14 protein-coding genes are annotated in these 23472 nt (G+C 45.1%); 8 read left to right on the top strand and 6 right to left on the bottom strand.

The annotated features are described in order from the left end of the window. Positions 1-48: 48 nt before the first annotated feature. The 4 genes from FGM00_RS05770 to FGM00_RS05755 all read right to left on the bottom strand — a co-directional run bounded on the left by FGM00_RS05770 (position 49) and on the right by FGM00_RS05755 (position 12881). Positions 49-1566 carry an FG-GAP repeat domain-containing protein gene (locus tag FGM00_RS05770; RefSeq protein WP_138851983.1) on the bottom strand — a complete coding sequence of 506 codons (1518 nt, stop codon included), beginning with the start codon at positions 1564-1566 and terminating at the stop codon, positions 49-51. A gap of 69 nt (positions 1567-1635) precedes the next feature. Beyond that, positions 1636-3114, bottom strand: coding sequence for a sulfatase family protein (locus FGM00_RS05765; RefSeq protein WP_138851982.1), 1479 nt, complete (start codon positions 3112-3114; stop codon positions 1636-1638). Positions 3115-3291: 177 nt separating this feature from the next. Then, a complete protein-coding gene (locus FGM00_RS05760; protein WP_138851981.1) occupies positions 3292-4011 on the bottom strand; it encodes a carboxylesterase family protein in 720 nt (239 codons plus the stop codon). 233 nt (positions 4012-4244) lie between these two features. After that, a complete protein-coding gene (locus FGM00_RS05755) occupies positions 4245-12881 on the bottom strand; it encodes a T9SS type B sorting domain-containing protein (protein ID WP_138851980.1) in 8637 nt (2878 codons plus the stop codon). Between the two features lie 132 nt (positions 12882-13013). Between FGM00_RS05755 and FGM00_RS05750 the strand changes: the two genes are divergently transcribed. The 3 genes from FGM00_RS05750 to FGM00_RS05740 all read left to right on the top strand — a co-directional run bounded on the left by FGM00_RS05750 (position 13014) and on the right by FGM00_RS05740 (position 15092). Then, a complete protein-coding gene (locus FGM00_RS05750) occupies positions 13014-14135 on the top strand; it encodes a PQQ-dependent sugar dehydrogenase (protein WP_138851979.1) in 1122 nt (373 codons plus the stop codon). A gap of 142 nt (positions 14136-14277) precedes the next feature. Then, positions 14278-14685: a c-type cytochrome gene (locus tag FGM00_RS05745; protein WP_138851978.1), complete on the top strand. Its 408-nt coding sequence runs from the start codon at positions 14278-14280 to the stop codon at positions 14683-14685. Positions 14686-14690: 5 nt separating this feature from the next. Then, on the top strand, positions 14691-15092 hold the full coding sequence (locus tag FGM00_RS05740; RefSeq protein ID WP_138851977.1) for a c-type cytochrome: 402 nt from the start codon (positions 14691-14693) through the stop codon (positions 15090-15092). Here the strand turns inward: FGM00_RS05740 and murQ are convergent. Together murQ and FGM00_RS05730 are read right to left on the bottom strand one after the other, a co-directional pair. Next, a complete protein-coding gene (gene murQ, locus FGM00_RS05735) occupies positions 15089-15898 on the bottom strand; it encodes an N-acetylmuramic acid 6-phosphate etherase (protein ID WP_138851976.1) in 810 nt (269 codons plus the stop codon). The two genes, FGM00_RS05740 and murQ, sit on opposite strands and share 4 nt — an antisense overlap. Before the next feature lie 63 nt (positions 15899-15961). Beyond that, complete coding sequence (locus FGM00_RS05730) at positions 15962-16711, bottom strand: DeoR/GlpR family DNA-binding transcription regulator (RefSeq protein WP_138851975.1); 750 nt, start codon at positions 16709-16711, stop codon at positions 15962-15964. Between the two features lie 191 nt (positions 16712-16902). On the opposite strand from FGM00_RS05730, the gene nagB reads away from it, so the two are divergent. The 5 genes from nagB (at position 16903) to FGM00_RS05705 (ending at position 23388) form a co-directional block, all read left to right on the top strand. Further along, positions 16903-18831 (top strand): glucosamine-6-phosphate deaminase, encoded by a 1929-nt coding sequence (nagB, locus tag FGM00_RS05725; protein WP_394344423.1) that lies wholly within the window; start codon positions 16903-16905, stop codon positions 18829-18831. Positions 18832-19050: 219 nt separating this feature from the next. Further along, positions 19051-20313 carry an MFS transporter gene (locus tag FGM00_RS05720; RefSeq protein ID WP_138851974.1) on the top strand — a complete coding sequence of 421 codons (1263 nt, stop codon included), beginning with the start codon at positions 19051-19053 and terminating at the stop codon, positions 20311-20313. A gap of 1 nt (position 20314) precedes the next feature. Further along, complete coding sequence (locus tag FGM00_RS05715; RefSeq protein WP_138851973.1) at positions 20315-21928, top strand: glycoside hydrolase family 3 protein; 1614 nt, start codon at positions 20315-20317, stop codon at positions 21926-21928. A 33-nt stretch (positions 21929-21961) separates the two neighbouring features. Further along, a complete protein-coding gene (locus FGM00_RS05710; RefSeq protein WP_138851972.1) occupies positions 21962-23041 on the top strand; it encodes an anhydro-N-acetylmuramic acid kinase in 1080 nt (359 codons plus the stop codon). An 86-nt stretch (positions 23042-23127) separates the two neighbouring features. Continuing rightward, positions 23128-23388, top strand: a complete 261-nt coding sequence (locus FGM00_RS05705; RefSeq protein WP_138851971.1) for a DUF4212 domain-containing protein — start codon at positions 23128-23130, stop codon at positions 23386-23388. Positions 23389-23472: the final 84 nt, after the last annotated feature.

The raw sequence follows: 23472 nt of genomic DNA, 5'->3' as shown, positions 1-23472 counted from the left end.
GTATGGTTTAAAACTCAAGAAAGCCCGATTAAAAAAGGTGAATCCTCGTTATCGGAGTAGATTGTTTTCAAGAATGAGAATATCAGTGTTTGAATTTTGCCATTTACTCAAAAGACTTTCAGGTACTGGTGTGAACGAGTACGTGAAAGAACTCAGTACCATATCCTCGTCACCATCGTTGTCAATATCTCCGGAGGCCAAAAGCAACCACCTACCCAAATCGGACGTTTCAAGGGTATGGCTTTTAAAAACGAAATTCTTAGAATCCGTGTTTTCTAAATATACAAAAGAACATTCCGGACATTGCTCGTAATCAGGGAATGATGCAACTACCCCAAAATCGATATCGCCATCCTGGTCAAAATCATTGGCGACTACTCTTGTAGCTCCATTCAACGGATAAAAATAGCGCTCTTCAAAGATGTTCCTACCGTCATTGAGATAGACCCGAAGGCCATGATAAGGTTTTTGGATATAGGTATTATCTGCATTATCCCCATTCACGGTAATGATATCATCAAAGCCATCGCCGTTATAATCCACTAATTCAAACCAACTACTTCCGTAGATCGGGCTAAAGCGCAGCACCTGCTCAGCCCGAAACTCCATGTCGTTCATTTGATATAAAATGGTTATTCCTTCACTTCCCTGGGTAGTCATTACCATAATGTCGGCCTTATCGTCACTATTCATATCACGTATTTTAGTCCGTATGACCCCAGGCTGATTGAGCAATACTTCTTCTTCATAGCTCAATCTCTTCTTTCTCGACCACAGAGACAACCGACCTGTCAAATTTCCAAATTCACTTACCAATAGTTCCATGACGCCATCACCGTTCAAATCCGAAATTTCAGTGTACACTGGTCGATGCAGATTGGTCGCTATTTGCTCTATTTCACCGTTTATCATCCGACTTATGCGACCATTGGCGATTTCCGATGGGTTTAGATTACCGACTGTGGTAATAAAAACCTCCTCTCGCCTTTCCGAATAAGCGGTTATGGCCGTGGAAAAATTACCAACGGGTTTTACTTTGTTTTCATCAGCAAGATATTTCAACTTATTACCAGCCAAATCGCCCAGCGAAATCGAATGCTCTGTCGAATCAACGGCTAAAAAAGTGATAAGTGTCCCTTTGGTGGAATCTATATTTATGGGTACAGGACGAAATTGAGATACTCCTTTTTTTATTTTTTCCCCTGTTGAAGTTTCAAGGGATTCGGGCGCCATGGTTAGAATATAGTCTCGTAAAACTAACCAGTCCTCTTTTGAGAGTGTGGGTTGCCTGGTGTATATTCCTGTTTTCATCATAGCCTCCTGCTCCCGAAAGCTAAAACCCTCATACGGATTGTATGCAGAATCCTTTATACCCATTCTTGCCGCCATCTCTGGCAAAACGGAGGATTCCCATAAGTGCTTCGGCAAATCGTCGATACGAGGTGCTATGTGACAACTCGCGCAGTGCACCGTATAAAGTTCCGCGGCTCGTTCTTCCTTCGATGGTGTGCAAGCCTCTAAAACTCCCAATAACATACATCCAAGAACCGATTTAGTGATATTCATACATTGAAAATAGGAGCCATTAAACTAGATACCCGGATATTCCCCCAAGTTGACCTTAATGCTAAGCTGTTAGTATTCTTCCTTATGCAAATAATCCCCAAACCGGTACTTGACAGTGCGCTTTAATGGAATTTGCATCCCATTCGTCTGTCGCAACCAATCATAAATAGATGAAGACATTGATCTCGCAATATGTTGCTTATCAGGATCGGAAATCAGGTTGTACATTTCATCAGGGTCGTTTGTCAAATCATAAAGCTCGTTTCTGTCCCAAATACCGTGATATTTGATGTATTTGTAGGTGTCGGTACGCATTCCAAAGACCGTTGGGGTCATTGGAAAGTCATACTCCCAATAGTATTCATAAAAAACTTCCTTTCGCACAGCTGCCCTAGTATCGCCCGTTAAAATGGGTACAAAGGAAACCCCGGGCATGTTTTCGGGTTTTTTGATTCCGGCTTCTGCTAAAATAGTCGGGGCGATATCGATATTCTGCACCATCTGTTCTGGTGTCTTCCCTCCTTTGAAAAGTTCGGGGCATCGTACCAACAAAGGTACTTTAACCGATTCTTCGTAAAAGTGTCGCTTATCTATCAAACCATGTTCTCCCCAGCTAAATCCATTATCGCCCATATAAATGACCAATGTGGACTCGTCAAGACCCTTTCGCTTGAGATAGTCCATCACCGTGCCGATGCTTTCATCAACTCCGAGAAGGGTTTCGCAATAATCGACCACCATTTCATGAATGTCCCTATTCTCATGGTACATGTAATCTACACCATGCCAGCTGACGCGCTGATCGGCAACCCATTGCGGCCACTTTAGATTGCGATAGGCGCCAGTCTTGGTTTGGTCGTAAGTTATGGGCAAGTCTATTCGTTTGCCCTTGTATTTTCCCTTATGTCGTCTGGCAGGTTTAAAACCCGCATGAACCGCCTTATGGGATAAATACATAAAGAAGGGCTTTTTCTTGTCGCGGCGGTCCAACCAATCGACTGCATGTTCAGTTAATAGGTCGGTGATATAAGTAGAGTCTTCGTAGGATACGCGACTTCCGTTAATGTTCAGTGTCGGGTTGTAATAAACCCCCTGCCCTGGAAAGCTTTCCCAATGGGTAAAACCTGGTTGTGGGTCGTCGCCATGATCGCCCATATGCCATTTCCCGAAAAAACTTGTCTGGTAACCGGCTTTTTCCAAATATTCCGGAAAATAGGTGAGGTTTCCGGGGTCTGGAGCCTGATTATCAACAATGGTATGGGTATGTGAGTATTGTCCGGTCAAGATCGATGCCCTACTCGGGGAGCATAACGACGTGGTTACGAATGTGTTTGGCAGATAAGCTCCTTCTGCGGCCAATTTATCCATATTCGGTGTTTCCAACCAAGGAACTTTACCCGTAAAACCCATATAATCATAGCGATGGTCATCGGTTAGGATAAAAATGATATTTCTAGGCTTCTTTTTCGCTATTTTTTTGGATTTCATTTGCGAATACCCATTTGCCACAAGAAGAAAACAAAGAATAATGCCAAAGTTGATTTTCATAGGGTCCAAGATTTGTCGTTGCTGCTATATAAGTTTATATGTGAACCTAATCGATGGGGTTTTAGCATATTGATTGCGGACAAGAAACCGAACTTAAACGCTCTTGGATCCATTACAAACAATTTCATCTCTGTTGTTTTCTCTTTATTCCTAACACCAAAAATCTCTTCTACTTCTTCACTCCTTCCGTTCCTGCGCCATAAACCAATCGTATAGTTCATCCGTATTATAGGCCTTCACCCAAGAATCATGACCGACCCCGGGGTATCTCGTAAACCGCACATCATAGCCCATGGCCAGTAATCGCTCCACCATGGTTTCGGATTCGGATATGGGTATCGATTCATCTTCCTCTCCGTGAAATACCCAAATGGGCATCTTACGATTGATCCAAGAAGCGTATGGTACGGGTGTCATACCACAGACTACGGCCATCGCCGCAAACTTTTCTGGATATTGCACTGCCATCTCCCAGGCGGCACCCCCACCCCTACTCAGGCCGGTAAGGTAGATTCGCTTTTCATCTACCCTATTATTGGCTACAATGGAATCAAGAAGCTGGCTAACCGCCCTCGTATTCCACCATTTATTCTTATTCGGATTCTGTGGCGCCAGAATCAAAAATGGAAATTCCTTGCCACTAACGATCAGTTTCGGAGGTCCGTTTTTTTTGATTGCGGTAAGCGTATCCCCTGATTCCCCTCCGCCGTGCAAAAACAGCAGTAATGGGAATTTTTCCGCCTCATTGGTTTCATAGCCCTTAGGGTAATAGAGGTAATAGCTTAACTTTTCTTCCACCAAGGTTACCAATTCAGAATCGATCAATTGCGAAGTGGATTGTGACGCGCAGCCTTGCATCAGAAATAGAACAACAAGCAGCGCGAGATTTAATTTCATATATTCATATTTTCGGTATGCCCGATTCGAACCCATCTCGAGTTCAAAGACGAACATCCCATGGGAAGATAAATATACTACTATGATTTAATATCAAAGAATGACCGAAAGCTCATTTTACCGGTTACCATACACTCCCAATACACCAATGCGCAAAGAACGGCAGCGTTTAAAACGAAAAAGCCACTGCGGTTGCAGTGGCTTTTCGGGATTATAAGTTTCGGTTTAAAAGTTTATCTATATAGGGTAAAGTGACCAACAAATCGGGTGTTACGGGCATCGTTTTGGTTGACAACGTACCAATAATCCCCTGAGGGTAAGTCTTTGCTTTCATAGGTACCATCCCAATTGGTCAATTGATCTAACTCGGCCACTACCCTTCCGTACCGGTCGTAAATCTTTACCTCAATGTTAGGGAAGAGCTCCCTATTCTGTATCACCCATTCGTCATTCATTCCATCACCATCGGGTGTAAAGAAATTCGGGATTTCGAGCATACCGGTAAATTCAAACGGAATCGCGACAGTAGCCTCACATCCTTGGGCATCAACAACGCGGACTTCTACAGTGGTATCCATGTTCGTCAGGTAAACGTTATCCGCCCCTTGGGAAACCCCTTGGAAGAAGAATTCATATTCGCCATAACCACCCGAAGCTGTTGCGGTAACCTCGTTTACGTCGGTCTTTTCCGCAGTCAGTATCAGTGGATCGTACTGTTCTATTTCGAATTGCACCGAATTGGAACATCCGTTCGAATGGAAAATATGGGCAGTATACTCACTCGAGGGCAAATCGCCCCAAGTGGACTGGGTATCGGCCTGATCAATCATTTCCTGGATGGTCAATGGCGGTCCGACCGCATTCATGTCTTCCAAATAGTACAACAACTCTGGAAGTACACTGCTATCCTGCATTAGTACGGACGCCGTACTATTCGGGAACATGCCTTCACAACCATATTGCACCAAGGGATCCGCTGCTAAATCTACCCCGACCCCGACATCGAATACATCTGCGGCTGGACATAGATTGGCGTCCTGAATATATAATACATAGGTTGCACCACCCTGAAGGTTCTGAATCGCTTGCCCATCATATGGGGCGAAAACTCCTGTACCCGTTTCATCGATTGGGGAATTCATCTCCAGCTTATATTCGTAATAGGGCGTAGCGCTTACCATTGGGTCGTTAAAAGGCGTACCGCCTTGAATATTAAAAATGACCGTTCCGTCGCTAGCATCGATACATAGTTCAGGGGTCGTCTGCAAACCTGTAATTTGTAATTCATCAGGTTCGGTTACCTCCACGAAACGTCTTTGAACACAACCTGCGTCGTCTTGAATCAATATTTCATAGGTTCCTGCCGCCAATTCATCAAAAACATAAGTACCAGGGTTCGCAGAATCGCTAAAGAATTCATCGAAATTAGGTCCTATGGCAAATTGGATCAATCCTTCTCCTCCACTCGTCACCTCAACCAAGATAGTACCATCTTCCTCACCATTACAGCTAACCGGTGTTGGGGTTCGGGCGACGACTATCGGTTCGGGATTGACGATGACGAAAGGGCCTTGAATATCCTCACAACCACTTACACCGCTTCTTACGGCAATATAATAGTCATCGGCGGGCAACAGTCCTTCAAAGGTTCCAAAGTCCTGCGATGCAACTTCCACGGCACCGGGGTCGGGGCTATAGGCATCTATCGGATTACCATGATAAATGGTGAAAATCTCATTACCGATACCTCCGGAGGCGAACGACTCTATTCGGCCATCCTGTTGATCATCACATGAAATATCATCGATCTGCGTTACGGTCAATAGAATTCCTGTGGCATCCCTTATCGTGATACCATTTGATTGCACAGCATCACAGGTATTCGAAGCGTTTATCTTGCGTACATCAAATTGATAGGTGATTCCGTCAAATCCAGGAATCGGGAATACTTCCGAACCGACCATAGCGGTATAGGTTCCCACGGGAGCACCATTTTCGTACATCAAATATTCATACGTGAATAAGGGATCCGGATTTTCAATGAACAATCGCATTTCACCATCACCACCACAACCAGGCACACGTGTTTGTACCAATCTCGGTTCAATCGGTGGGGGCGGAATGACCTCATAGGGAGGCGTTACGAAACTACAGCTGAAACTAGAAGTTACTTCGATAGCATACCATCCTGCACTGATCACACCTCCACTGGTACCGATGAACGTAGGACCGTCCTGCAGACCACTTCTATTGCGCTCATCCAAACCAACAGGAGTACTTGGGGTAATAGGAACCGTGTTGGGACTATCCAAGTAAATCAATTGGTATTTGTAACCGGCTCCGGCAACGCCACCAGAAGCACCAGGATTACCCGTTGCAATGTCGAACGCTTCAAGTACGGCATTGTTTCCTCCCGGGCAAACCAAGTTTACCGGCTCACGAATTCCCGCTACAATTGGTGGAATCTCGTCAAGGGTCAAAGCAAACGAATCCGTACAGCCCTCTGCATCCCGAATCTCAACAATATAATTACCATGGGTAAGGTTTTCGAACTCATTACTCGCTTGGTAGGGCACTTCGATAGGAAAGGGTGAGGTTCCCAACTCATCGTCTTTGCGCAATTGGAATTCATAAGCGGCGATATCCCAACCACCACTACCGGTGGCCACGATTTTTCCGATATTGTCATCACAACTTACATTGCCCGTTTCTACCGCCTGAACGTCAAGCACCCCGTTTGGTGAACGTACGGTCATAACGTTACTATCGGCCCTACAATAGGGTGCGGCCTGAGAGACGACCTCAACATAGTAGTTACCGGCAGCAAGTCCGGTAATTCTTGCCGGGTCACCACTTACATCGGGGAAATTAGCGGTATCAAAGGTTCCGCTTGTTATTACTGTCGTTTTTGTGGTATCCGACCCTTCAAAGACGCGGTAGTCATAAATACCGCTGTAATCGCTTACTTCGATAAAAATAGATCCGTTGGCATCCCCGAAGCACTGTACCGGATTCCCCTCTGAGGCTACCGCAGTAGGATCTTGAGGTATATTGACGGTGTGCTGTGGCATTGGGTAATCACAACCAAAAGGACTGTTGTCCCTAACGATAAAATTGTAATCCCCTGCGACTGGTAATAATATGGTCGCGGGAGTGGTATTGGTACCATTCACATTGGCAATCGTCGTACCGGACGGTCCAGTGGTAATCACGGTAAAATCGTTAGTACCAGTTGCGCTTATTTCCACAACTTCGTCATCCCGACAATCTAACGGTGATATTACACTTAGGGATGGAACAACCGTAGAGGGCGGATTAATAGTGACCACGGTAGAAGCCTGGCAGCCATTATCGTCAATAGCATAAATCGTAATATTTTGAATACTTCCGTTGTCTACGACTTCGAAGGTATTCGAATATTGGTAATTGCTAAAGCCGACAATACTGTACTGGTATTCTTGACCTGCGATCAGGCCTGGAGTACCCCCGGAGCCATTAACTATTATAGTAGCTACACTGAATTGATTCGCATTCGGTTCGCAAATAAAATTTGCAGGAGCCATTGTCGATATTGTGAACGGGGTCGGTTCTATGATATCTATTGGATTCGAAAGCACCGAACAGTTTCTGGCGGTAAGCACCTCAACTTGATACTCAGCCGGTGGCAAGTCGATAAAACTACCCGTATTGTTTCTGGTATGCTCCAGTCCTGAATCAAGATTATTTAATATGAATTGAATCGGGGTATCGATATCCGAGCCTGGCTGTAGAATGATATCTATTGTTCCATCATTTTCGCCCTCACAACTGATGTCCTGTTTGAACTCGCCGTCGATAATCGGTGGTGTGGCCGCTGCCAATTGCACGTCTACCGTAAAATCACATCCGGTTTCGGTATCGGTAACCTCCACTTGGTAGGTTCCCGGGGCTACGCCTGTAAGTATTCCAGCATTGCGGTCTCCGGTAACCGGTGCACCGATATCGGCTCCACCTCCATCTTGTAATTGATAACTGAATTGATCGCTACCGCCGATAACGTTCATCGTAATGATACCATCTGCAGTATTACAGGTCGGTATCGTAGAAAAGTCTCCGGAAGCACTTAAGAATTCATAAACCTCTGCAGTGCCTTGGCTCGTACATCCGTTTGCATCGATAACATCTACGATATACGATCCCGGGCTACTCACTTGATAGGTATATTCCCAAAGGTTCGTTCCTCCGTTAAATACCCCGAATTGTGTATCGCCCGCCAACGTAAACCTAGGGGTATCCGTTCCTCCAGGCATCGATACCGTAATATCAAAGGCTGTGGCGGTTACCACACATTGGTTGACCACGTCGATAGTTGGTGGTACCAAATCGGGATCCAATTGAATAATCGTGGCGATGGCACTTGAAGTACATACACCACTATTATCCCTAACATATACGTCGTAGGTAGCCGCTGGACCTATAAAAGTCGTATTGGTCGTCCAACCTGGGTCTATGGCAGACGGTTCGGGGTCTCCCTGCGTCGCAAAAAAGAACTCATAGGGTCCACCGGAACCACCCGAACCTTGCACAGTTATCTGACCTTCAGCGTTACAGTTCGCCGGTTCTTCGGCCAAAATGTCTATAGAAGGTAGGTTCTGATCGATGATGATACCCACGGCATCCGTACAGGTATCGGTTAGATTAGTGACGAGGATTTGATAATCGCCTGCCACTGCCTCATAGGTATTGGTATAGGGAATGGTCGTTACGTTGGTCAGATTTTCTATGGTAATCGTGCTGCCATCGTCATTGTTACGCAATTCGATCAAGAGATCATCACCCGAATTGAAACCATCAACGCTATATTGTATTTGTCCGTTTCTAAACGCATCACAATATCCAGCTGTTGACGAAGCAGTAACATCGAGTGCAGAAAAACCGTCAATAGGCGGGATTTCCTGCTCATAAATACATCCGTTCGGTGCCAATACCTCCACGGTATAGGCCACCCCGTACTGAATACCATCCGCAGTGTTACTAAAGGTATGCGTATCTGGTCCGTTTGAGTTGTTGAGCGCATAAAATGTCGGCTGCCCTGCAATACGAATCTCGTATGTGGGAACCGTCGGGAAAATCGTTGGCGTCACCTGAACGGTATAGGTAAATGCACTATCATCACAGGTTATAGCAGGTTCAAAATCGATCGGTGTAATCACCACCTCATTGGTGGTAATGGTTATCGTATCCTCATCCCTACAACCATTGGCATCTAAGGTTACCAAAGTATATGTACCAGGTACCAAGCTCGGGTCGTTGATATTCAGTGGCAAATCAGTTCCCGGATCAACATCATTGACCTCTACCAATTGAGTACCTAGATTATCGCGAACGATAAACGTGAAATTCGGTGTACCGTTGGCAACACTGGTCACCTGTATACCACCTTCAACAATATTACCGGCACTACACGTTGCGGGTAACGGACTAGCGGTAGCGTCAGGAGGAAGCGTCGTATCTAGAGCGACGACTGCATCCGCTGGAGGGGTTTCACATCCACGGGAATCCCGCACCAAATAGGGATATGTTCCTACAGGTAAATTAGAATACACGGTTTGCGTAGTCCACCCCATTCCATTAAAGTTGACCTCGTAGGGTGGAATGCCACTCGTAGCGTCCGGCGTAATAATTACCCTTCCATTATCCGTTCCTCCACAACTCACCGGATTCACTTCTGCAGTTGCAGGAGCGATCAACTGAGGCGGATCAACGACCAATGGCGAAGAATCAGCAACACAATTTTCATTATCGGTAACCCTAAAAACGTAAGTTCCACCGGCCGTAACCGAATAGAGGAAGCTATTGGCCGAAAATGGGGTGGTTGGCCCGAATGCACCACCATCAATACTGACTTGGTATATTTTAGGAGTACTCGGGGAATCGGGACTGCCCAAATATCCACCGCTCACCTGAACGCGGATCTGTCCCGGGGCACCTCCACATGGGATTTCAGTATCGATACTCGTATTGACCCGAAGTTGGGGTCTAACTGTAACATTTAATGGGGCACTACAGTTATTTCCATCGACCACCTCAATGGTATAATTGCCAGGAGTCAATCCTGTAAATACAGGGCTTGCCTGTAAACTTCCGCCGTTAATACGATATTGGTGCGTGGCAACCAAGGCCGAACCGGCGGTAGAGGTCACTCCTATGGTCGCGCCTGTACCGGGAACGTAACAAAAATCCGAAGCGGCATCGTCTAAAGCAATTGCTGGTGCATCTATGGCCGTAAGCGAAAAATTAAAAGTGTCGGTACATCCTTCAGAATCGACCACCGAAAGCTCATAATTTCCTTCGTGGGTCAAATTATTGAAAGTACGTCCGGTTTTTGTCACTGGAGGCACGCCACTTGCAGCAGGATACGTAAGGGTATATAGATATCCGTTCCAACCACCTGTTGCATCTGCTATTACGCGACCTCTATTGTTATTGGCACATGACATATCCCTGACCGTACCCGTTAAGTTAATGGGACTGGCAGGTTCGATGATATCGAAAGAAGCCGTATCGGTACAGCCGGTATCGGCATCGGTAATCGTTATGGTGTAAGTACCTGCTCCCGAAGGGGGAAGTACTACTTGCGCATCGTTTTGTGGTGCACTTTCCGGGCCTCCGTTGATGTTATAGGTATAATTATTCGCGAAACCGTCTATCAGGAATGTTCCCGTACCATCGCTGGCACCCGTACAAACCCTTAAATCACCACCTGCTTGAACCCGTGCTCGAATGCTACTGGTTACAATTGGTGTAAAATTCTCTACAATACTACATCCATTGACATCGGTAGCACGAAATTCATAAGTAGTACCCGTATTTAGTCCGACAAAGGTGTTGTTGCCACCGTTATTAAAAGCTGTAGGATTTATAATTTCGTACGTTGCAATCGCTGCTGAGCCGGTAACCGTCAAGATTACTTCAGAAGTACCCGCCGCACAATTGATATCGTTTTGGGCAAAGGCAATATCCGTTGGCGGATCTACATCGAAAATCTGTATCGCTGTCAAATCCCTCCTACAACCGCTATCGTCAATGATAACGGGAGTATAGGTTCCTTGGGCCAAGCCCGAATAGGTTAAATTGGTAGAAAAGGTAACGCCATCGATACTGTATTGGTACCCTGTTCCGGAACCCCCGGTAAATGGGCCTTGGAATTCGATTTCCCCTCCCGTGGTGCCGCCACCAAGATTACAGGACACATCCGAGTTTTTTACTGCCGTTCCGGTAATACCGTTCACTCCGTTTACTGTAATTGAATCGGGAAGGTCCATGATACAAGTGAACGCACCAGAGGAATATTGAACTTGAATATTGTTATACGTTACATTGGGGGGAACAGATAAGACCGGGTTGTTGCTCCATGCGTTTCCGGGATCTGCTCGATACTCCAAGTCGAATCCCTTTGCGTCAACAATGGTAAATTCTAAACGAGAGCCTCCGTTGGTACAAGTACCATCGACTCCAGCGACCGTAATATCCGGCGGGGTAAGCTCTTCCACATTGGCCGAAGCGGTAATCGTACAGCCGTTGGCATCGGTGATTAAAAATTCATAGGTGCCTGGGGTAGTAATGGTCTCCACTCTTGAATCCGTATATGAAGGACTGGAAGGTCCTACACCATTTACAATATAGGTATAGGGCGCTGTTCCACCGGAAGTATATACCGTAATATCGACGGTATTGATACCGCAAGCAGTACTAAAACTGTTGTTGGGTTCAGCCGAGGCCGTGAGAGCTGCTACACCGGCACCTATCGTAATCGGGTTTCCGCCGGTATCCAAACTCTGTCTGGGCGGATCAATTCCATTCAATACATCCCCTGTACATTCCTGGGTTTCTACCTGTACCGTATACGTGCCAAAACCTACGGCCGAAAAGGTGTAGGGGTTATCAGGTATAAAAGGTGTAAACTCCTGCGCGGAACCGGTGTCATCTAGAAGTGTGTATTTATAAGGACCGATTCCCGCTGTTGGGGTTACGGTAATCGAACCTGTTTCACCAACACAATCGGCATCGACAAAATCTACTTCAATCGCAAGATCGATGGCGTTAATGACAATGGGTTCATAAGGGTATTCACAAGCATCCGGTGTATTCTGCAACCGCGCTTTTACGATATAGGTTCCGTCAAGCAAGTTATTGAATATAGGCCCTTGCCAAGGACCGAAACCACTACCAGAATCGATACTGAACTCATAGGCACTGGATAGATTGGTCACCTGAATACGTCCGGGCACCCCACAGATATAGTCTTCCGTTACCACACTCTGTGTAATATTACTTTTCTTTACCTTGAAGAAAAACTGTTGGCCATCCGCAACGACCCTGAATTCCGCTCCATTTGAGGAAGATATCGCACTGGCATCTAAACTAAAAGTAGGTCCCGTGCTAACTGGTGAACCATAACAAGAAACTGTTGTGTTCGGGCAGTCATCGTTCACATCAGGTGAACAAGCCCCACCCAATTGGTACCAGCTTACGTTACTGTACGACCCGGAAAGAGAAATAACTCGGTCATCGAAATCGCCACAAAGATTAAATCTTGCGATGGTAAGACCATTATCGGCACAATTCACCTCTTCATCCGCACCTTGAATGATGGTCATGAAAAACGGAGCGCTTGCAGTAGCGCTGCTCTTCAAAAGTTCGTTTGCGGTAGTGGTGGGCGCCTTTAGACTATTGTTCTCAAGGGTGTCCGTCGCTTCAATCTTCGAAGGAGAAATCACCTCTGAAAGTAGCGCGATAACACTGGAATTGGCCACAGCTGTTGTACACACAGCGGATAAGGTCAAAAGTAGTGCGGCATAAAATATATGCCTCTGTCTTTTTGGGAGCATAGGTTAAGTTATTTGGATAAAGCATAAAACGATTTGGGACCGGATTATCTTTAGCGTAATTATTTCTACTTATAAATTCTGTTTATATTTAAGCATTCGGTACTTTATTTAATATATCCCTAACGTATGATTATGAAAAAAAGTGTGTTAATAATTTGTGTATCCGCCATGATTTTCAATATTTCTTGTGCTCAAAAAACTGAAAATCAGATAAGTACCGCTACAGAAGTACCGTTTACCGCGGAATTACTGATCGATGAAATGCAAATTCCATGGGGTATGGCGTTTTTACCCGACGGGAGCATGCTCATTACAGAAAAATCAGGTGAATTGATTCATTTTAAGGATGACACGAAAACCATTGTTGGAAATGTTCCTGAAGTGTATGCCAGAGGCCAAGGTGGACTGCTGGATATCGCCCTGCATCCCGACTACGAAAACAATGGTTGGATCTATCTTACCTACTCCTCTCCAGAGGGCGAGGGAAAAGGCGGGCATACGGCTCTGTTACGGGCAAAATTTAATGACAATTCACTGATCAACAATCAATTACTCTACAAAGCTTCACCTAATACTACAAAGGGACAACATTTTGGTTCGCGCATTCAATTCGACGATGAAGGCTATCTCTATTTTTCCATTGGTGAACGTGGGGCACGGGATGAAAACCCCCAAGATATTAAAAGGGATGGCGGTAAGATTTACCGCTTGTACGATGATGGGCGTATACCCGAAGACAACCCATTTGTTGGTACCGAGGGTGCCAAAACCGCCATTTACAGTTATGGCCATCGAAATCCGCAAGGTTTGGTAGCACACCCTGAGACCGGGGATATTTGGGACCACGAGCACGGACCCCGTGGAGGTGACGAAATCAATATTATAAAAAAAGGGGCCAATTACGGCTGGCCTTTGGTCACCTACGGCATCAATTATTCCGGTACCGAAATCACCGACAAAACGGAAATGGAAGGTATGGAACAACCCATTCACTATTGGGTACCCAGTATCGCTCCGAGCGGTATGGCGTTTATAACATCGGACAATTATGGCGATTGGAAAGGAAGCCTTTTGGTGGGCTCACTTGCCTTTCAATATCTGGAACGTTTGGAAATGGACGGCAACACCGTGGTTTTTCGTGAAAAGTTAATGGAAGATCTGGGAAGGGTACGCGATGTGAAAGAAGGCCCTGACGGCCTTATTTATGTAGCAGTTGAGGGAAAGGGAATCTATAAATTGCTACCAAAGGACTGAACTGATTAATGAAGAAAAAAATAGTAATGGGCGTAGAAATTAGGAGCCTGGCTGTCGCCGATAGGAAGGATTGATTACAATCCGTATTTTCCTGTTGTAAGAGGAAGGCAGTATTTTTAACTTGATTTGACATCCCTAAATTATGGTAAAAAGGTTTTCGCTCAAATACTTATTCCTAGTCGCAAGTGTTGCGACATGCTTTTCGCAAGAACCGGATGTAGCGCAAAGCATAGCACGCGGTAGTGAAATCTATACCGATTTTTGCGTAACCTGCCACCTGACCCAGGGCGAAGGTGTAGCCGGTGTTTTCCCGCCTTTGGCCGATTCCGATTACCTCAGGGAAAATAGGGAGGCCAGTATTCGTGGCATCAAATTCGGACAGCAAGGTGAATTAGTGGTCAACGGTGAAACCTATGATGGAGTTATGGCGCCCATGGGTCTTGAAGATGAGGAGATTGCGGATGTTATGAACTACATTTTGAATTCCTTTGAAAATCGTTCCGATACTATAGTCACTGTGGATGAAGTGGCCGCAATCGCAGAAAAATAATGTTGATGAACCACGTGCTACTCTTTCTACTCTGCCTCTTATCAACAACCCAACTATTTGCCCAAGAAAACGAAATACCCACAAGTATCGAAAGAGGGGCAATCGTTTATAAACGAAATTGTGCTGTTTGTCATTCCAAGAAAGGTACAGGAAAGGGAAAGCGCATTCCCCCTTTAGCGGGCTCGGATTACCTCATGAATAATCGAATCGAAAGTATTCGAGCCGTAAAATATGGTTTAGAGGGGAAAATTACGGTCAATGGAATCGTATACGATAAGGAGATGAAGGCCGTAAACCTAAGCGAACAGGAGGTAGCCGATGTGATGAACTACATTAGGAACACCTGGGGGAATCAGTCGGACGAGACGGTTACTGCTACCGAAGTCGCTGCAATTCAAAAAGACTAGCGTTCGGCATCCAAAGCCTTTTTTACCGATCCATGTTTTTTTAGCAAAGCTTCGGCAACGGAATAGTCCACACCCAAACCCTCCATGATATACCGAGTTCCCCGATCAACAAGTTTGGTATTGGTCATTTGCATGTTCACCATTTTGTTGCCTTTAACTCGGCCAATACGAATCATCAGGGCGGTCGTAATCATATTCAAGGCCAATTTTTGCGAAGTACCGCTTTTCATACGGGTACTTCCCGTAACGAACTCGGGGCCAACATTTATTTCTATGGGTATATCGGCCGCCTTGGCCAAAGGAGATCCCGGATTGTTCGTAATACCCGCTGTAAGTATTCCTTTTTCCTTTGCGGCCGCAATACCGCCCAAAACATAAGGCGTGGTTCCCGATGCAGCGATACCTACTACTACATCATTGCTGTTGATATCATGCGCCATCAAATCAGGCCAGGCTTGTTGGGTATCGTCCTCAGCATTTTCAACCGCCTTTCGAATGGCCGTATCTCCCCCAGCAATCAAACCCACTACCCTTTCGTGCGGCATGCCGAAAGTTGGTGGTATTTCGGAAGCATCCAGAATACCCAAGCGGCCACTAGTGCCTGCGCCGATATAGAACAATCGACCGCCCCTTGCGAATCGCTCGGTCAAGGTATCGACCAATTTGGTAATCTGTGGAATGACCTCAGCGACGGCCGCTGCCACCTTTTGATCTTCTTCGTTCATCTTTTGAAGAATCGAAGCGGTGTCGAGCTGCTCTAAATTATCGTGGTTGGAAGGTGTTTCGGTTATTTTAATATAATTCATGGAAGAGTTGGCTAAAGTTCAAGAGTTTATTTGAGGGATTAAATTTTGGTTACCTTAATCCGGTTACAGCAAACGGATATCGTGATTCCTAAAAAGATCTAAGAGCTTATTATCGGGTTCCAGTTCGGTGATCATCGTATTTATCGAGTTGATATCGCATGTTTTATAGCGATGCTGCGAATTCAATTTTTCGGAAATACATAAAAGCACTGTTTTTTTAGCTGCTTTCAAGACCGCTTTTTTTAATTGAACGATATCCCAATCGAATTCCGTCAATCCGTATTGCGAATCGACGTACCCGGTTCCAATAAAGCTATAATCCACCTTGATTTCAGAAAGGTTGTGAATTGCATTGGCACCAATGGATAGCTGCGCATCCTTTGAAATCTGTCCTCCAATGAATATTACGGTAACGTTCGGTTTTGAGCACAACTCCATGGCCACGGCCAAGCTTAAGGTAAAACAAGTTAGTTTCATATCAATCGGAATCAGTCGGGCCAATTCCAAACACGTAGTACCCCCATCAACGAAGATTACCGCGCCGTCCTTTAACAACGTCAATGCCTTTTCGGCAATTTTGGTTTTCTCCTCTAGCGCGTAAATGTTCGTATTGCGGGCACTACTGGTCGTAAAGCCCAAAGAAATGGCTCCTCCATGCACTTTGCGAAGTTTCTGCTCGGCATCCAACTCCTTTACATCTCTCCGAATGGTATCGACAGAAACATCCAGCGTCTCCGCAATATCGGTCAATAGAATGCGGTTGTGCAATTCTACTTCGCTCAATATGGTCTGTTGCCGCTCTTCCTTTAGCATAAATTACCTTTTGAAAAGCACAAATATAGGGAATAAATCGAAATGCTGTTTTTTACCGTTTTTAAAACTTATAATTTTTAAAAATGCAAAAAACAGCATATTAAATCGAAAAAAACGGCATTTTATTAATTTTATGCATACATTTGCCGTATTTGAAACCGATTTCAAATCCATAAAAACCACATACTCATATGACCACAATGGCAGCACGTGTAAAAACCGATATCCGTTACAAGCCTGTAGGGCAATTTGAAGAAACCCGTTTTGAAAAAATCCATAACGTTATATTCGAAAATTCAAACGATGCCTCTATTGAAGTAGCCCAAGAGATGGCCAACCTCATCAAAAGAAAACAGCTGTCGAACAAAAGGTGTGTTCTGGGCTTGGCAACGGGTTCCTCGCCTATTCGCGTGTACGAAGAACTGGTTCGTATGCACCAGGAAGAAGGACTTAGCTTCGAGAATGTCGTTACCTTCAATCTGGATGAATACTTGCCGATGGACAAGGAAAACACCCAGAGCTACCATTATTTTATGCACGAGCATTTGTTCAATCATGTAAACATCCATCCAGAAAATATACATATTCCCGATGGAAAGACCCCAAGTACTACTGTGGTGGAATACTGTTTGTCCTATGAGCGAAAAATCAAAGATCACGGAGGGCTGGATTTCCAACTTCTGGGAATCGGACGAACGGGGCATATTGGCTTTAACGAACCAGGCTCCCATTATAATTCCGGAACCCGCGTTATCACTTTGGACCATATTACCAGAGTAGATGCGGCGCCTGCTTTTCTCGGCATCGACAATGTTCCCAGAAAAGCCATAACCATGGGTATCGCGACGGTCAGAAGCGCAAAGCGAATTGTACTACTCGGTTGGGGACAAAACAAGGCGGATATCATTAAAAAAACAGTCGAAGGAGAGATATCCTCACATGTTCCGGCGACATACCTCCAAAACCATAAGAACTGTACGTTTGTCTTGGACACGGGTGCGGGTAGCGAATTGACCAGAAACAAGACACCTTGGTTGGTAGGCCCCTGTGAATGGACGGAAGAACTAACGGCCAAGGCCATCGTTTGGCTATGCACAAAAACGGGCAAGACCATTCTGAGTTTAACCGATAAGGATTACAACGACAATGGTATGGCCGATTTGTTGATGATTCACGATTCCTACGACCTGAACATCAAAATGTTCAATCGCCTTCAACACACCATCACCGGTTGGCCGGGAGGAAAACCGAACGCCGATGACACCAATCGACCGGAAAGAGCGGAACCCGCTAAAAAGAGAGTTATTATCTTCAGTCCGCACCCGGATGACGACGTCATTTCAATGGGCGGCACTTTTGATCGGTTGATCGAACAAGGCCATGAGGTACATGTCGCTTACCAGACTTCCGGAAATATTGCAGTTTCAGATGCTGACGCGACCAAATATGCCGAAATTGCCAAGAGAATTTCCCCTTCAAAGGAAGCGCAGTCCATTATCGATTCCATAGTAGCGCGAAAAGAAAGTAGTTTCGATTCGCCGGAGGTACGAAGGCTCAAAGGGCATATACGTCGCGGGGAATCCTATGCCGCTACCCGTTATCTAGGTCTAGCGGATAGTAACGTTCATTTCTTAGATTTACCCTTTTACGAAACGGGCACCATAAAAAAGAACAACCTATCCAAAGACGACATTGATATCATGGTCAATATCATTCAAGACATTAAACCACATCAGATATTCGCCGCTGGGGACTTGGCAGATCCGCATGGGACACACCGTATCTGTCTCGATGCCGTTTTTGAAGCTATGAAGAAGCTGAAATTGGAACCTTTTACAAAAGACTGTTGGCTTTGGCTTTACAGAGGTGCTTGGCATGAATGGGATATCAATGAAATTGAGATGGCGGTTCCGATGAGTCCTGGCCAAGTGTTGCGAAAGCGCCATGCGATTTTTGCCCATCAATCACAAAAAGACGGTGTAATGTTTCAAGGGGACGATACAAGGGAATTCTGGATGCGCGCCGAGGAACGAAATCGGAATACCGCTAAAAGATACAACGACCTCGGACTTTCGGACTACGCCGCCATGGAGGCCTTTGTTCGGCACAAGTTCGATTAATTTTTCCGAACATACCCTCCGATTTGTACAAAGCGCTGGAGAGTCCTACCCTATTGAAGTGCACAATTCTTGTAAGCGTTGCAATTGAAGAATGTTTACGGGAGACTACTGTTTTTAAATCTCCCTACTTGTCATTTAGATACATACCCATTACTTTTAATAACTTCTTTATAAGAGGAATCAATACCGATCAATGTACTTTTAAACCAAACTTTTTTAATGATTCAAAAAAACAAATGGGCATGGGCGTGGGTGCCAACTCTTTATTTTGCTCAGGGCCTACCCTATGCGTTGGTCGTTACTGTTTCAGTAATCATGTACAAAAAATTAGGCGTCAGCAATGCCGATATCGGGCTCTACACCAGTTTTTTATACATCCCATGGGTCATAAAACCGCTTTGGAGTCCGTTTGTGGACTTAAAAAGCACCAAACGCAATTGGTTTTTAGGGATGCAGTTTTTGGCATCGGTGGCGCTATTGGCAATTGGCCTCAGTTTGCCGACCAACATCTTTTTTATCACCAGTTTGGCCTGTTTTTGGATGGTGGCCTTCGCCTCCGCTACGAACGACATTGCTATTGACGGGTACTATATGATAGGCCTTACGGAGGACAGGCAATCCTTTTTTGTAGGCATGCGCAGTGTGTTCTATAAATTGGCAAACGTCACGGGACAAGGGCTACTGGTGGTCTTAGCGGGCTTTTTGGAAAATCACTACGGCGACAATACAAAAGCCTGGGCGTATACCATGATTTGTGCCGCCTTTCTGATGTTATTGTTGACCGTGTCCAATTTTTTCGTGACCCCTAAATTCGAAAGTTCAGCGGCTATCGTACTTGAGAAGCCAAAGGGCTTTTTGGAAGTATTCGCTTCGTTCTTCAAGAAACCGGGTATCGGCATGGCGCTGGCCTTTATCCTGTTCTTCAGACTGGGCGAATCGCAATTGGTGAAAATGGCTTCCCCTTTTTTACTCGACCCCGCGGCTGCGGGCGGTTTGGGCTACAGTACTTCCGAGGTGGGGACGATTTACGGAACTATCGGGGTTATCTTTTTGACCATTGGTGGCATTTTGGGTGGAATCTTGATTTCCCGGCAGGGCCTGAAAAAATGGATGCTACCCATGCTCATTTCACTAAATGCACCGAATGCACTGTATGCACTGCTCGCGATTACAGGCTCCACCAATGTCTACGCCGTAACCGGGACCGTCATCGTAGAGCAATTCGGCTATGGTTTCGGCATTGCCGGTTTTATGGTGTACCTGATTTACGTTGCCGAAGGCAATTCCAAAACCTCGCATTATGCTCTCGCCACCGGTTTTATGGCCTTGGGCATGATGCTTCCCGGTCTGATCAGCGGATTTATGCAAGAGTGGCTGGGCTATGACGGTTTCTTTATTTGGGTAGTCATCGCAGCGCTCCCGGCCTTCGTCCTGTTGCGATATATCAAGTATCCACCAAATTTCGGTAAAGCAAAAGCCTAAGATGAAAAAGATACCCGCTTACGAAATCGCTAAAAATAGCTTACCGTTATCCGAAAAGGTAGGACAATTCTTTATGCCTGCGGCCTTTATAAACGATACCGAAGAGGACATTCAAAAGCTTGAAAAACTAATTCAAAAACATGACATTGGCTCCCTCTGCTTTTTTCATAGTAAAGCTAGTGCCGCTACGAATTACGAAGGCAAAAAGGAAGTGGTCTATAATAAGAATAGCCTAGAAACGCTGCGCAAACTCATCGAAAGATATCAATCCGCGGCCAAATACCCATTATTGATCGCCATCGATGCCGAATGGGGTCTGGCCATGCGTATCGAAAACACGCCACAATATCCCTATGCCATTACCTTGGGTGCACTTCAGGGCAATGACCAACTTATTTATGAGGTAGGGAAGCAAATCGCCAAAGACTGCAAAGCCGCGGGCATTCATTGGAACCTGGCCCCATGTATTGACATAAACAACAATCCGAACAACCCTGTAATCGGGTATCGTTCTTTTGGGGAAAACAAAATGAATGTCGTCGAAAAAGCGTTGGCTTTTGTGAAAGGCACACAAAGCGAAGGAGTACTGACGAGCATCAAACACTTTCCCGGTCATGGAGACACCGCCACGGATTCACATTTGGCACTGCCCTTGATCGATAAGTCGAAAGAAGAGTTAGTGGCCAATGAATTATATCCTTTTCAAAAATTGATTGAGGAAGGCGTTGATTCCGTAATGGTCGGGCATTTGTCCGTTCCGGCCTTGGCACGAGGAAAAATGGACTCTTCCAGTATATCCAAAGAGATCATCCAAGGAGTTTTAAGGGATGAAATGGGTTTCAACGGCGTAGTCATCTCCGACGCTTTGAACATGCACGCCGTTTCTAAGAACCATCCCGGTAAGGGCGATTTGGAATGGCTCGCTTTCGATGCGGGAAATGATGTACTGTGTTTTGCCGAAAACATTCCCGAGGGAATCGAAACTATCCTCAAGAATGCTTCAACTGACCAAATCGATGAAAGCTTTGAACGTTTCTGGAGGCTAAAAGAAAGGGCTCTTCAGACTTTGACAACAAATTCGAACTTGGCTATGGGTAAGGCAGATACACGGCCTAAACCCAATTTGGCTCATCAGCTCAATCGAAAAATTGCGGGTCGGAGCCTAACGTTGCTTACAGGCGACCCTTTGGCCATTTCCAAATTTTTTAGTTTAAATTTTACGGGGGTTAAAAATTCATATACTATTGAAAATCAATTTTTTAATTTAATTCAAGAGTATAAAAAGTTCACTAGTAAAGCGATAGGTGAAACGCTCGATAAAAATGAAGAAAATGTGCTTTTGGCTCTCTTTCCTCCGCAGGTAAAACCAGCTAATAATTTCGGAATACCCCAAAAAGAAATTGATTTGATAAACGAATTATTACAGACGAGGAAGGTGGTGCTGTATCTCTTTGGCAATCCATATGTTTTAAATCATTTGAGTATCGAAAAGGCTATTGCCGTAGTGGTCGTCTATCAAAATTTTACAGAGTTCCAAGAGGTCGCCGCAAATCATTTTAGGGGCAAAATCAAAGCCAGTGGAAAGCTGGCTGTATCTATAGTGCAAACAACGTAGCTATAAAGCAGTCCAGGCACAAAACCAGTTACAATGAAAACATACAAAATCTTAGGTCTGATGTCGGGAACATCCTTAGATGGCCTTGACCTCTGTTATTGTTATATTACGAAAGGAACGGACCAATGGACCTTTGAAATCATCGAAACCAAGAGCGTTGGCTATTCCGAGGCCATGCAAGGCGAATTAAAGGATTCCATCTACCTGAAGGCGGACGAGTTGTTGCAATTTCATAATACCTACGGCACCTGGTTAGGGCAACAGGCAAAACAGTTTGTTTTAGAGAAAAAGCTCGACATCGATTTTATCGCAAGTCACGGGCATACTACCCATCATCAGCCTGAGAACGGACTCACTTTTCAAATGGGTTCCGGGCAACATTTGGCCAATGAGAGCGGCCATAAGGTTATTTGCGATTTTAGGACGAACGACGTGGCCTTAGGCGGTCAAGGCGCTCCTTTAGTTCCTATCGGGGATGAATTATTTTTCGGAAACTATGATTTTTGTTTGAATCTCGGAGGGATAAGCAATATATCCCTAGAACAAAAAGGGAAGCGCATTGCCTACGACATTGGTTTGGCGAACATGATTTTGAACTATATCACCAGAAAAATCGATTTGGCTTATGATAAAGGGGGAGAATTGGCACGGTCCGGTAGCATCAATCAAATGATGCTGGATAGTTTAAACGGACTGAAATACTATTTACTGCCCCATCCTAAATCTATCGGATATGAATGGTTTGTTGAAGAAGTAGCCCCCATAGTAGATGGTACGGATGACCGCATCGAAAATCTTTTGCACACCTCCATACATCATATTTGCGAAAAAGTAGCACAGCAAATAAGACTCAATGCCACCGCGAAAAGCGGGAGCTCCCTATTGGTGACCGGTGGGGGTGCCTTAAACCATTTCCTTATCGACGTTCTTCAGGAAAAACTGGGGGAGCATACTAAAGTAGTCGTTCCTAAAAAAGAACTGATTGAATTCAAGGAAGCTGTAGTCTTTGCGCTGATGGGAGCTCTCCGCATGGAGCAAGAAATCAATGTGTTAAAATCCGTTACCGGTGCCAAAAGGGATTCTTCGAGCGGGGTACTCTTTCTACCATCCTGAAAGGTCAACCGGAAATCGTTATCTTAGGAACTTGTTGTTACGAAATTGGATTTCCGTCTGGGCGGAAATGAAAAAAGAGATACTATATGATTGACAAACAGAAGAAAGCAACCGCCTACTGGAAAGAAAACGTAAGATACCTTTTCATACTCCTGTTCATATGGTTCGCAGTTTCCTACGGGGCTGGAATCCTTTTTAAAGATGCCCTGGACACCATTAAAATAGGCGGTTTCAAACTCGGTTTTTGGTTCGCTCAGCAGGGATCCATTTATGTATTCGTCATTTTAATCTTCGTATATGTACGTTTGATGAACAAGCTCGATAAAAAATACGGGTATGATGAATAGGTTATTTGGCGCTCGATGTGCGGTGTTGGATTTAAAAATGACGCTCCGATCACCAATAATCAATAACTACTAACCAATAACCAT

The organism is Aggregatimonas sangjinii (genome assembly GCF_005943945.1).
Classification (GTDB): Bacteria; Bacteroidota; Bacteroidia; order Flavobacteriales; family Flavobacteriaceae; genus Pelagihabitans; species Pelagihabitans sangjinii.
This window is presented reverse-complemented; position numbering and strand designations above follow the sequence as displayed.

Excerpts from the sequence above, each read along its gene's own strand:
- FGM00_RS05770 (WP_138851983.1), bottom strand. The coding sequence starts at position 1,566 with ATGAATATCACTAAATCGGTTCTTGGATGTATGTTATTGGGAGTTTTA.
- nagB (WP_394344423.1), top strand. The coding sequence starts at position 16,903 with ATGACCACAATGGCAGCACGTGTAAAAACCGATATCCGTTACAAGCCT.
- FGM00_RS05740 (WP_138851977.1), top strand. The coding sequence starts at position 14,691 with ATGAACCACGTGCTACTCTTTCTACTCTGCCTCTTATCAACAACCCAA.
- FGM00_RS05730 (WP_138851975.1), bottom strand. The coding sequence starts at position 16,711 with ATGCTAAAGGAAGAGCGGCAACAGACCATATTGAGCGAAGTAGAATTG.
- FGM00_RS05745 (WP_138851978.1), top strand. The coding sequence starts at position 14,278 with ATGGTAAAAAGGTTTTCGCTCAAATACTTATTCCTAGTCGCAAGTGTT.
- FGM00_RS05715 (WP_138851973.1), top strand. The coding sequence starts at position 20,315 with ATGAAAAAGATACCCGCTTACGAAATCGCTAAAAATAGCTTACCGTTA.
- FGM00_RS05705 (WP_138851971.1), top strand. The coding sequence starts at position 23,128 with ATGATTGACAAACAGAAGAAAGCAACCGCCTACTGGAAAGAAAACGTA.
- FGM00_RS05710 (WP_138851972.1), top strand. The coding sequence starts at position 21,962 with ATGAAAACATACAAAATCTTAGGTCTGATGTCGGGAACATCCTTAGAT.
- FGM00_RS05765 (WP_138851982.1), bottom strand. The coding sequence starts at position 3,114 with ATGAAAATCAACTTTGGCATTATTCTTTGTTTTCTTCTTGTGGCAAAT.
- FGM00_RS05720 (WP_138851974.1), top strand. The coding sequence starts at position 19,051 with ATGATTCAAAAAAACAAATGGGCATGGGCGTGGGTGCCAACTCTTTAT.
- FGM00_RS05755 (WP_138851980.1), bottom strand. The coding sequence starts at position 12,881 with ATGCTCCCAAAAAGACAGAGGCATATATTTTATGCCGCACTACTTTTG.
- FGM00_RS05750 (WP_138851979.1), top strand. The coding sequence starts at position 13,014 with ATGAAAAAAAGTGTGTTAATAATTTGTGTATCCGCCATGATTTTCAAT.
- FGM00_RS05760 (WP_138851981.1), bottom strand. The coding sequence starts at position 4,011 with ATGAAATTAAATCTCGCGCTGCTTGTTGTTCTATTTCTGATGCAAGGC.
- murQ (WP_138851976.1), bottom strand. The coding sequence starts at position 15,898 with ATGAATTATATTAAAATAACCGAAACACCTTCCAACCACGATAATTTA.